This window comes from Streptomyces sp. NPDC057445, assembly GCF_042802855.1.
Classification (GTDB): domain Bacteria; phylum Actinomycetota; class Actinomycetes; order Streptomycetales; family Streptomycetaceae; genus Streptomyces.
Genome location: NZ_JBHVDH010000013.1, coordinates 177,964 through 190,447, shown reverse-complemented (window position 1 = coordinate 190,447; position 12,484 = coordinate 177,964). Strand labels below are relative to the sequence as shown.

Below are 12,484 nucleotides of genomic sequence, written 5' to 3'. Positions count from 1 at the left end.
CCCGAGGTCGCCGACGCCGGACTCGGCGCCGAGTAACACGCGCAGAAGCCCACCCATCCCCGCTCCCAGGAGGTGACGACCATGGCCACCACGCTAGCCAAGGCTGCCGAAGACACCACCGCGCTGTCGCACGCCGCCCGTCACCATCCTGGGAGCCTCCGCCCGGCCCGCCCTGATGCTCCAGGAGCACGCCCTCTTCCCGTGGCCGACCGCGAGCAAGGGCGTGGGCTCGCGAGGCCTGAGCGCCGGCAGGAGGCGGCACGGCCGGGCCCCCGGCAGCGTGGCTCGAACGACGCCGTCGCATCACCCAGCAGCGCCTGGTGAGCGTTCGGTTACCTCGCGTTGTCGCGGGAAGCCGGTGAGCGCGGCCCTGTCGACGGTGTGGCCGAGCAGGTGCAGCGGCGCTGCCCGCACCCCGGCCCTCTCCACCGCCTCCCAGTACGCGAGGGCAACCCTCCCGTCGACCAGGCCGTGCACCAGCGGTACGTCGGCGCCGGACGCGTGCAGCAACGACTCCAGCCGGCAAGAGGCAAGCGTGCCCGCGAGCCACGGCTGCGCGAGGTACCCGGCCGCCGCCGCGGCCGGTAGCCCGTCGGCGACGCGCCGTTCGGCGTCGCCCACGGCGAGCAGTCCGCCGCCGACCACGAGCACGTCTTCACGGGACTGCATCCGGCCGATCGCGCGGTCCGTGTCGAAGCAGTGCGGGAACGAGTCGTCGACCACCGTCGTGCCGGGCCTCAGCCGGTCGATGTCGAGCAGCGCGCCGCCGCCGCTGACCGCGGTGACGACGAGGCCGGCCTCGTACACGGCGGCGGGAAGCCCGGCGTCCGACTCCACCACGTCCACGACAGGGGCCAGGGCACGCTCCCGCAGGCTCCGTGCGAGCTCCTTCAACCGCGGCCCGCTGCCCGTCACATCACACAGCAGCAGCCGGGCGGGCGGGCGCCGTGCCTGTGTGAGCAGCAGTTCCAACGACGACGCGCCGATGGATCCGAGCCCCACGACCGCGACGGTGAGGTCGCTCAGCTCCTGCCGGGTGGCTTCGAGCGCGGCATGCACCGTCCTGACGACGGATACGACCGTCGCCGCATGACCGGTGGTGACGGCCGCGGTCGCGGCGGTCGTGGGTGCCGCCCGGAGCACGTCGAACGCGTAGCCGGTCAGCGACGGGATCATGCCCGCGAGGGAGACGGACCGTGCGCCGAGGGACGACGCATGGCTCACCGCACGGGTGGTGTGCCCAAGAAGGGTTTCCCCGGCGGTGAGTTCGTCCGCGAACAGCGGAACGCACACAAAGCCCGACCGGCCGAGCGGTGTCGTCATGGTCTCCAGAAGCCGTGGCCGGCCGTCCGGGAACAGCAGGGCGCGCAGCTCTTCGCGCGGCAGCGCCCGCGCGGGCAGGCCCGCCAGCCGCGCGAGATGGGCGGGCGAGGGCAGATAGCCGACGAGGGCGGCATCCATCTGTTCCTCGTGGTGCGGTGCGGTCCGCTCCTCGCGCTGTGGTGCGGTCCGGCTCGGCTCGGGGCGGGTCACCGCCTGCGCCAGCCCGTTGCGCACCGTGTCCGTGAACGCGGCCAGGGCGACCGAGCTGAAAGCCGCCGCCGAAGCGCGCACGGTGACTCGGAGACGGTTCCCGTCGGGGCGCACCGCCATGAACACATCCGTACCGACCGGAGGCGGCGTGAACTCGCTGTCGCTCTCGTCCCATGCGACCTTCAACGTCTCCCCGCTCTCCGGGCCCAGGGCGGAGAAGTCCAGGAACGTGAAGAAGAACTGGGAGGTCAGAGGAAGACCACTGGCCTGCCGTGGCACGGGGCCGTCGTACGTCCTCGCCGTGACGGCCTCGGCGACGACCCGCCGCAGATCGTCACCGAAGTCGCCGACGGCGTCAGGGTCCGGGGAGCCTGCGGCGGAGTCCGGACCGGCCGGACGTACGGGGACAGCGGTGGCGAACGGGCCGAACACCCGGTTGACGTCGGGCAGCGAGTGGTCCCTGCCGGTCACGGCCAGGCCGAGAATGAGGTCCGCCTCGCCGGTCACGGCCACCAGCGCCCGGTAGTACGCGGTGAGCAGGGGCGCGTACAGCGTGGCGCCGGCGCCGGACGCGAGCGTGCGCAGCTGTTCCACCTGGTCCGCGCCGATGACGAAACCGGCCGAGCGAAACGCGCTGCCCTCCCCTGGACCACCTGCGACACCCGCCCGCAGCACCGGCATCCGGTACGGAGCACGGATCCGTACCGGTCGGTCCTCGGCGGGCCGGGTGAGGTGGGCGGCGTAGTCGCGGAAGGTGGAGCGCAGCGCGGGCAGCCCGGCGGGTTCGCCGCGGGTGAGCCGGTCGTACACCGCCATCAGCTCTCGCACGAGGAGCGCGGCGCTGTACCCGTCGCCGATGATGTGGTGGCCGTGCACGACGAGCACGTGCTCGTCCGCTGCGAGCGTGAGCACACGCACCCGCAACAGGGGCCAGGCCCATGGTTCGAAGCGACGCCGTCCCTCGGCGGTGACCCTCTCGTCCAACAGGTGAGGCGCGGCGAGCGTTTCGAAGTCGACGGACAGGCGCATCGCGGGCGGCAGTTCCTGCTGGACAGGTGGCCGCGCCCCGGCCGGGAAGACCGTACGCAGCATCGGATGCCGCGCCACGAGGACGTCCACCGCCGCCTGGAAACGGTCGGTACGCAGGGGTCCGGACAGGCGCAGTCGCGCGAGCCATGACGAGCCGGCGCCCGGTGCGATCGCTTCTGCGAGCAGGAAGCCGCGCTGGCCGGGCGTGACGGGGAAGGGTGAAGGCCCCGCGTCGACGGGGGCATCCGCATCGGCAGGCGCTGGGCCGGTCGCCCGGTCGTCCGCCACGGCCTCGGCTGCGTCGGGGTCCTCTGCAGCCGCATCCACCGCTGCGGCGAGGGCGGTGAGTGTGCGGTGGGCGTAGATGACGGTCGGCCTGGGCAGCGGACCGCCCTGCTTCTCCAGCCGTGCGAACACCTCAAGAACGAGCAGGGAGTCACCGCCGAGGGCGAAGAAGTCGTCCTCACGGCAGATCTCGGCGACCTGGAGCAGCGCGGACCAGATGCGGGCCAGCCGGAGTTCGGTCGGCGTCGCCGGAGGGGTACGACGGGAGGCTGCCGTCGACGCCTCGGTGCGGGGCGCGGAGCCGTCGGCCCGGGAGGCGAGGAGTCCGCGGCGATCGATCTTGCCCGTACCGGTCAGCGGCAGCTCGTCGACGTGGGTGATGCGGGCCGGAACCATGTACTGCGGCAGGACGCTCGCGCAGTGCAGCCGCAGGGCCACGGCGTTCGGCCGGGGTGCGCCGGGCCTGGACGTGACGAAGGCGACCAGGCGGTCGTCCCGCAGGCACGCGACGGCGTGCGCGACGTCCGGATGCGTCTGGAGTACGGCTTCGATCTCGCCCGGCTCGACGCGGTGCCCACGGATCTTCACCTGGTCGTCAAGTCGTCCCAGGAACTCCAGTGTGCCGTCCGGGGAGAGCCGGACCCGGTCGCCGCTGCGATACCAGCGCCGCCCCCTCCTTGTCGTGAACGCCGCTGCGGTCAGGGCGGGGTCACCCAGGTAGCCGGGTGTCAGCCCGATACCGGCGATGAGGAGCTCACCGGGTTCGCCGGGCGTCAGGCGCTCCCCGTCCGGGCCGACCACGTCCACCTCCGTACCGGTGATCGGGCGGCCGACCGGCAGTCGGCGCACCTCGTCGCCGGGGCGCGCGGTGATGAGATGACACGTCGCGTTGATGGTCGCCTCGGTCGGCCCGTAGAGGTTGGCGATCCGCTGGCCGTCGCCGAAGAGGTCGAACCAGCGGCGTACGTACTCGGCCGACAGCGCCTCGCCGCCGACGTGGATCCACCGCAGGGCGGACAGGTCGGGCCGCGGCGAACCGCGCCGTACCCGCTCCTCGGCCGCCGTCAGCAGTCGCTCCCACAGAGTCGGTACGGAGCTCCATACGGTGATCCGTGCCCGTTCCACATGCGTCAGCAGAAGGTCGGGATCACGGACCAGGTGCCATGGCACAGCCACCACCGTGGCGCCGACCAGCAGTGGGGCGAGCAACTGGCGGACGGAGGCGTCGAAGCAGATCGACGCCGTCTGGGCGAGACGGTCCCCGGCGGCGTAGCCGAAGGTGCGGAGGGCCCAGTCCAGGTAGTTCTCCATCGCCCGGTACGTGATGGGCACCGCTTTCGGGCGGCCGGTGGAGCCGGAGGTGAAGATGACATAGGCGACGGAGTCGGCGTCAACAGAGGTGTCCGAGTGCCCGGGTTCCCCGGGCACTTCGGCCTGTGCGGTGGGTGCCGGTCCGTCGACGGAGACCAGGGCCACGCCAGGGAGGGCGTCGGCCGCCGCGCGCGTCGGGGCGTGGCAGACGACGGTGCTCGCGCTCGACCGGACGATCTGGTCCGCCAGACGGGCGGAAGGGTGGCTGGGGTCCAGCGGTACCCAGCCCGCACCGGCCCGCAGGACGGCGACCACTCCGACGACGGTGTCCGCCCCGGGCTCGGTGAGGAGCCCGACGAGACTTCCGGGCGTGACACCGTGCGCGCGCAGCCGGTCGGCGAGCGAGCGGGAGGCCCGCTCGAGCTCCGCGTACGTCAGGGTGGTCCCGCCGGTGTCGACGGCGACCGCGTCCGGGGTGGCCCGGAACTGGGCGAGCAACCGTGCGACGACGGTGGCGAAGCCCGTCTCCTGCCGGGCGGGCGGGAGCGGCACGGAGGGCTGAGCCGGGAGCTGGGCCCGCGGGCTGCCCAGCGCCACCAGCTCGTCCTGGTACTCACGGGCCAGCCGGGCCACGGTCGTCGGGTCGAAGAGCCGGACGGGGAAGTTCCAGGAGAAGCGCAGGATCGGCTCGTCCTCCCAGCACAGCAGGGACAGCCGGGTCGCGGCGGAGGCGGTCCCGGCCGCGGTCGGCCGCACCGCCACCGGGCAGCGCTCGTCCCGGGCCGCGGGGAAGCGGGCGAAACTGAAGCTCGCCGGACTCGCCGTCCGGGGGCCGCGGTTGTCTCCGGGCAGCAGACGGGCCAGGTCGAGGCTGGTGAGCGCCGCATGGCGTTCGCTCTCCAGCCAGCTGCGCCGCAGTCGCTCGGCCAGCACCGGAACCGGCTCGTCCTGGTCGGCCTCGCACAGGACAGGCAGGGTGTCGGCGAGCGGACCGACGAGCCGGTCGAGGCCGAGGAGCCGGGCGTCGCGCCGGGCGCGGGCGATGTTGACGGTGAACTCGCGCCGGCCGCTCCACCGCGCAAGGCATCGCACGTAGGTGGCGAGCAGCAGGTGGAACAGCGACACCCCGTGAGCGGCGGCGCGCTCCCGCAACGCCTCGGTGAGCTTCGGGTCGAGTGCGCTCTGGTGGGTGGCGAGCGGGGCCGAGGGAGGCGCGGTGGGATCGCCGTCGTAGGGAAGCCGCAGCTGTTCGCCCAGCGTGGCCAGTCGCTCGGACCAGTAGCGACGGTCCGCCGCGGAGGCGGCGGAGGACCGGTCCCCCTCGACGGTGGCGGCGTACCGCGCGAAGTCCAGATCTAGCGGCGGCAGGGAAGGCTCGTGTCCCAGGGACAAGGCGGTGTAGAGCGACCACAGTTCCTCACCGAGGACGTTGAGGCTGTATCCGTCGCCGGCCGCGTGGTGGATCACCAGCACCAGGTGGGCCAGGTCCGCACTCTCCCGGGCGAGAACCGCGCGTACCGGAGGCTCGGCGGCGAGGTCGAACGGCCGGTTGCACAGGGCCGCTTCGAGCTCCTCGATACTCTCGGCCAACTCGCGCACCTCGTACCAGGCGGACAGGGCCGCGGGAGGCGCGACGTACTGTCGTGGCGTGGCTCCGCCGTGCTCGACACGCATCCGGAGCATGGTGTGCCGGTCGGCGAGGGCGGCGAGGGCCTGCCCGAGCAGGCCGGTGTCGAGGGGGCCGCGGATCGTCTGCCGGACGTATCCGTGGGCCGAGATGTCCGGGTGCAGCCGACCGCTGGTGTGGAAAGCCAGCTGGACGGGGGTCACCGGGAACAGAGCCCCGTCCGGGGCCGGTCCGAGGGAGGCCGTGTCGCCACCTCCTTCCGTCGCGGGCGAGTCCTCGAGGCACGCGGCCAGCTCGCGGACGGTCCGGTACTCGAAGAAGAGCGTGGTGGGCAGCGTTCTGCCCAGGGCCTGTTCGAGCTGCTTGACGAGGTCGACGGCGGTGAGCGAATCGAGGCCCATGGAGAGGAACGGCTCGTCGTCGGGGATGGAGGCGGGGGGTAGGTGCAACGCCGCGCCCAGCAACTGCCGCAGCAACCCGGCGGTGCCGGGCGTGAGCGGGTGGTCGCGTACGAGTGGCTTTTCGCCCGCTGGTGCTGATACCGGTGCTGTTCGCGCCGGTGTCAGGTCGGCGACCAGCAACTGGGCCGCATCGGTGTCGCACGCCGTTCGCAGCGCCGCCAGCGCCGGAGCGGTGGCCAACGGCCGGCCCCCGCCACGCGACGCACCGCTGTGCGGCACGCGGGCAGAGTCCGCGCCCAGCGCCGCGGCGAGTCCTGTCTCGGCGAACGCGGCGAAGTTCAGGGACTGCCACGGCCGCCCGGCCCGGCGCTCCGAGGCGGCGAACGCGTCCAGGAAGGCGTTGGCGGCGGCGTAGTCGCCGAGGGCACCGGCCAGACCGGGCAGCACCGAGGAGATCGAGGAGAACGCCACACATACCGCCGGGCTCACGCGATGGCGTCGCAGTGCCAGGGAGAGCAGATGGCTGCCGCGCGTCTTGGCGGCCAGCACCTGTGTCATCTCCTCGGGGGTCTTGTTCCGCAGCGTCCCGGGCCGCACCACCCCCGCGGCGTGGAAGACCGCATCCAATGAAGGCAGCTGGGCGATGAGAGCGTCGACGTCCCGCTCGACCGACAGGTCGGCCACGTGGTACCGGACGGTGGCGCCGAGCGCGCCGAGTTCGTCGATCAGCCCCGCGGGGGGTTGGGGGGAGCGGCCTGCGAGTACGAGTGTCGGGCGGCCGCGACCGGCGAGGTCGCGGGCGAGCGCGGCGCCGATCCCGCCGCCGCCTCCGGTGATGAGGAAGGTGCCGTCCGCGGGCAGCGGAGTCGGCCCGGGGGACACGGCAGCGGCCGGCAACGGTGTGAAGGTACGGCTCAGCCTGCGCCCCGCACGCCAGGCGACCGTACCGTCCGCCCCCGGCACGCCTTCCGCACCCAACTCGGCCAGCACGGCATCCAGCCGCTCCGACGGAGTGTCGAGTGAGGAGAGGTCGACGCTGGTCGCCCGCAGTCCCGGGATCTCCTGCGGCAGAGCCAGCCCGAGGCCGATGAGGACGGCCTGGGCCGGGCGCGGCCGTTCGGGTGCCGCCCACGTGGTGTGCACGTCCTCGGTCAGCAGCAGCAGACGCCCGGCCCGCGTCTCGTCGAGCAGCGCGAGTGCTTCGCGGAAAGCCGTCAGACCGGTGTCCTGAGCAAGGCTGAGAGCCGCGGGCGTATCGAGGTCGGAAGCCGGCCCGGCGAGAAGGACGACCGTGTCGGGCGGGGCGTCACCCGTACCGTGCACCGTGACGCCACGCGCGGCGAGCTGTTCCGTGAGCGTGCGTACGGAAGAAGCGTCAGGGCCTGTCAGCAGAACCGAGCCCACCGTGCCGGAGTCGTTCGGCAGTGGGGCGTGCTCCCACGTGACCTGATGCAGCAAGGGGCTCGTCGGCGGCTCCGCCCAGTGCCGACGGCGCTGGAAGGGGTACGGGGGCAGCGGGACGCGGTGGTGACCCGCGTCGAGCACGGTACGGTCCACCGGCACACCGCGCGACCACAACCGCCCGACGGTCTCCAGCAGGGCACCCCGCCCGTCGCGGACACCGGGAGCTGCTGCTCCACCTGTCACGCCGTCAGGGGCGGCCGGGAGCGCGGGTATCGCCACGGCTTGGCTCCCCGCTGCCGCTCGGGCCGGGCCCGACAGCGTCGCGCCCTGGCCGAGCTCCACGAACGTGTCGTACCCCTCGTCGAGCAGCCGCTCCACGGCGGCGCCGAAGAGCACAGGCCGCAGGGCATGGCTCCGCAGGTACTCCGGGTCCAGCAGCGGCTGCCACTCCGCGGTGACCGTGCTCATCTGCGGAACCGACGGCGTACGCAGTGTGAGTGCACGCGCCGCGTCGGCCAGCGGGTTGGCGACCGGTCGCATGAGCGGTGAGTGGAAAGCGCGGGACACCCGCAGAGGACGTACGGCGATGCCCTGCGCGGTCAGTTCGCCGGCCGCGCGCGCCACCGCCCGCGCGGCACCGGAGAGCACCAGCTGACCGGGGCCGTTCCTGGCGGCGACGGCGAGTGTCTCCTCCGACGCAGCTACCAGAGCGGCGACAGCCTCCTCGCCGCCGCGCACGGTGACCATGGCGCCGGGCTCGGTGAACCGACCCATGAGACGACCACGCTCGGCGGCGAACCGTACGGCGTCTTCAAGGGTCAGCGTCCCGCTGACGCAGGCGGCGGCGATCTCGCCGACGCTGTGTCCGGCGACCGCATCCGGCTCCACGCCCCAACTCCGCAGCTGGCGGGCGAGGGCCACACCGAACGTGACGAGCAGCGGCTGGGCGACCTCCGTCAGGGCGAGCGCGGCGGGATCCGCCTCCTTGTCCAGGCACCAGGCCACGAGGTCCCGCCCGTGCACAGGACCGAGGAGAGCGGACGCCTCGTCGAAGGTGTCCCGGAACACCGGTGCCGTCATGTACAACGAGCGGCCCTGGCCCGGGCGGTGCGACGTCCCCTGGCCTGGGAGCAGGAAGACGACCCTCGGCCGGGACCGGGCGACGGTCCCGGCGGACACCCCCGACACCGCGTCGCGCCGAACGGCCCGGCCGCCGACCGCGGGGAATCCCGCCGAGGTGCCGGTGTGGTCGCCGGTGTCGGCGGTCGGCTCCGCGGGCACGGTGGCGACGGTGTCCGCCGAGGCTCCGGGCAGGATGCCGACGGCAGTCACCGCGTCCAGGCGTGCGCGCAGATCACCGTCGGCGACGACGGCAAGACGGTACGGCCCGTCGTCTCTGGAGGTGCTCGCGGTCAGGCAGACATCCCCCTCGTCCACCTGCGGATGGTTCCGCAGATGAGCGGCAAGCCCGGACACGCACGCGCGCAGACCTGCCGCACTGCGCGCCGACAGGGTCAGCAGATGGGAGCCGCCGCCGTCCCGCGAGGCGCGGGGAGTCGGCGGTGGAGCCTGTTCCAGGACGGCGTGGGCGTTGGTGCCGCCGAAGCCGAAGGCGTTGATCCCCGCCGTCAGAGGGCCCGTCGACCTCCAGTCGCGGAGTTCGGTGACCACGGCGAAGCCGGCCTGCCCGGGACCCGGCGAGGACGGCGTGTGGTGCAGTGAGGCGGGAAGCCGGCCATGGCCCAGTGCCAGGACCACCTTCAGCAGCGCGGGCATGGCAGCCGCGTTCAGGAGATGTCCGAAGTTGGTCTTCACCGAACCGAGCAGCCGTGGCTGCCCGTCGGCCCGTGGCGGAAAGGCATGGGCGAGGGACTGCAGCTCGATCGGATCGCCGACGGCCGTGCCCGTACCGTGAGCTTCCACATACGTCACCGATGCGGGGTCGACACCGGCCTCCTGGTAAGCCCGGGTGATGACCTCCCGCTGGCGCAGCGGGTTGGGCGCCATGAGGCTCAGCGACCTGCCGTCGTTGTTCACCGCGGTGCCGCGCACCACCGCGAGTACGTGATCGTCGTGCAGCTGGGCCTCGCTGAGGCGCGTCAGCACGATCGCCGCGCCGCCCTCGCCGGGCACGAAGCCGTCGGCCGCGCCGCTGAAGGCCCGGCTGCGCCCGGTGGGCGACAGGGCCTGCGCCCCTTCCAGCAGTCGGTATCCGGTCGGCGTGAGGTTGAGGTTGACCCCGCCGACGACGGCGACATCGCACTCTCCGTCCAGGAGGCTTCGCCGCGCCAGGTGCAGCGCCACCAGACCCGAGGAGCACGCGGTGTCCACGGCAAGTGCGGGCCCGTCCAGATCGAGGCTCTGGGAGACACGGGCGGCGATGAGGTTGGGCAGATTCCCGGTCAGCGCGGAGACGGGCAACGCGGAGCCGTCCGCCGCCGCCGCCCGGTCCAGGATCTCGCGGTAGCCGCTCTCCCCGACGGCGGCGAAGACACCGATCCGCCGTCCGCGCCGCCGGGGGCCCGCGTAGCCGGCGCGTTCCAGGGCCTCGTGGGCGAGTTCGAGGAAGAGCCGGGCCTGCGGGTCGATCGCGCGGGCCTCCTCGTCGTCGATGCCGAAGTAGTCGGCGTCGAAGTCGGCCGGGTCATCGACGAACGCGCCCCATCGTGGGGAGTGCGGTGCCGCAGGTGCATGCCGCTGGTCCGCGGAGGCTTCCCATCGCCCCGGCGGCACGGCGGTGACGGCGTCATGCCCTTCGGCGAGCAGTTCCCAGAAGGCGTCGGGCGTGGCGGCTCCGGGAAACCGGCAGGCCATGCCGATGATCGCGGTCGTGGTGGGCGCGTTCACAGGTTCGTCGGTCTGCTTGACGTCCGGGCTGTCGGCCGTATCCGCTGCTGTATCGGCTGCCGTAGCCGTCTCAGCGGTGGTGAGGAGATGGTCCACGAGCGCGGCGACCGTGTCGTGGTCCCGCATGACGGCCGGCGCCAGAGCGGTGGCGAAGGCCTCTTCCAGCGCGACGAGTACCTCCATCGCCTTGAGCGACGTACCGCCCAGACTGCCGAACCGGTCGTGCGGGCCGATGGCGGTCCCGGGGAGGCCCAGCACGCGCGCCCACACGCCCCGCACGACGCGCTCCGTCTCCGGCCGCGAGCGGGGCACGATCGCCTGAGGCGCGTCGGCGTGCGGTTCCGACGGTTCCGACGGTTCCGACGGTTCCGACGGTTCCGACGCCCTGAGGCCGACGGCGTCACTGGCCGGGTACGCGCCCGCCTCGAATCGGACCCGCAGCCGCTGTCGTTGCAGTTTGCCGCTCGTCGTTCGGGGGAACGCCCCCGGCGGCAGGGCCAGTACCCGTACGTCGTCGTGGAGCAGGGCCTCGCGCACGCGAGCCGCCACCCGGTCGAGCACCTCGGCCGCAGCGCGCGGTGGCCGCGCCCAGGGGACGAAGACCACGACGCGCTCACCACCGGTCACGGGGTCGGTCGAGCCGATCACCGCCGCGGCGCCCGGAGGCAGTCCGGGCGTGGCGGACGCCACGCCTTCCAGATCCGGTGCGTGGAAGTTACGGCCGTTGAGGAAAAGCACGTCCTTGTGGCGCCCGCTGACACACAGGCGCCCGTCCCGCAGGAACCCGAGGTCGCCGGTGCGCAGCCAACCGTCGGCGAAGGCCTCCGCCGTGACCTCGGGAAGGCGGTGGTAGCCCCGCGCGAGCTGCGGGCCACGCACCTCGATGTGCCCCACCCTCCGGTCACCCAGAGGCAGGCCGCCGTCGTCGACGATGCGGACGGTGCAGCCCGCCACCGGGTGGCCGACGTCCATCAGTTCCACCTGTTCCACAGCGGAAGCGCCCGGGGAGACATCCACCACCAGGCCGCGGCTCAGCGCCGCGCGCTCGACAACCAGCGGCTCGGCCACCTCGCCCAACGGGGGGAACGTCACCGCCAGCGTCGCCTCGGCCAGTCCGTAGACCGGCTGAGCCGCCCGCGGATCCAGGCCCGCCGGCCGGGTCTTACGCGCGAAATCCCGCCATACCGTCGCCGCGATCGGCTCGGCTCCCACCAGCATCAGCCGTACGCAGGAGAGGTCCAGCCGCGCGAGGGCCTCGTCGGGGACCCGCCGTACAGCCAGCGCAAGGGCGAAGTTCGCCGCCGAGAGCACCGTGGCCCGGTGCCGTGCCGCGACGTCGAACCACACGAGCGGCCTCTTGGCGAATGACAGCGGGCCGATCTTCACCTGCTTGGCGCGGGCGGCGAGCGGGGCGAGATGGGTGCCGATGAGTCCCATGTCGTGGAAGTACGGCATCCAGCTGACCACCACGTCCTCGGCGTCGAGGGCCGCGGCGGCCCGAATCTGCTCCAGGTTGGCCACCACCCCCGCATGCGTCAGTTCGACGCCCTTCGGTGCGCCCGTACTGCCGGAGGAGAACTGCAGGAAGGCGAGATCGTCAGGTCCGGCGGCCGCCGGCGTAGGGATCGCCGGCCCCTCCCGTAGGTCGTCCAGTCTCAGGGCACGTACCGTGTCGGGGAGTTCGGGCAGCAGCGACTCGGTCACCGCGTCCACCACTACGGGCGGCCATCCCAGAAGCTCGCAGACCGGCAGGACCCTCCGGACGTCCGGAGCCAGCGGCACGGGCACGAGACCGGCCGCGAGCGCGCCCCAGAACATCGGCTGGAAGTCCTCGCTGCGGTCGGCCAGCAAGGGCACGCACGTACCCGGCGCAACGCCCGCCTCCAGGTATCCACCGGCCACACGCAATGACGCGTCGAGGAGCTCACGAACGGTGACGGTCAGTTCACTGCCGTCGCCGCGGACGTGAACGATGACTTGTTCAGGGGCCTCGTGAGCCGCGTCCATCAGTATGTGCAGCAGTGTCATGTCGCCCATCGGCCCGTTC

General features: G+C 72.9%; 1 protein-coding gene. It reads right to left on the bottom strand.

Annotated features, from left to right (window positions below; all coding sequences use genetic code 11):
* Positions 1–303: 303 nt before the first annotated feature.
* Entirely contained in the window at positions 304–12,474 is a 12,171-nt protein-coding gene (locus ACFU5O_RS25350) for an amino acid adenylation domain-containing protein (protein WP_384244085.1), read from the bottom strand.
* Positions 12,475–12,484 lie beyond the last annotated feature (10 nt).

Excerpts from the sequence above, each read along its gene's own strand:
- ACFU5O_RS25350 (WP_384244085.1), bottom strand. The coding sequence starts at position 12,474 with ATGGGCGACATGACACTGCTGCACATACTGATGGACGCGGCTCACGAG.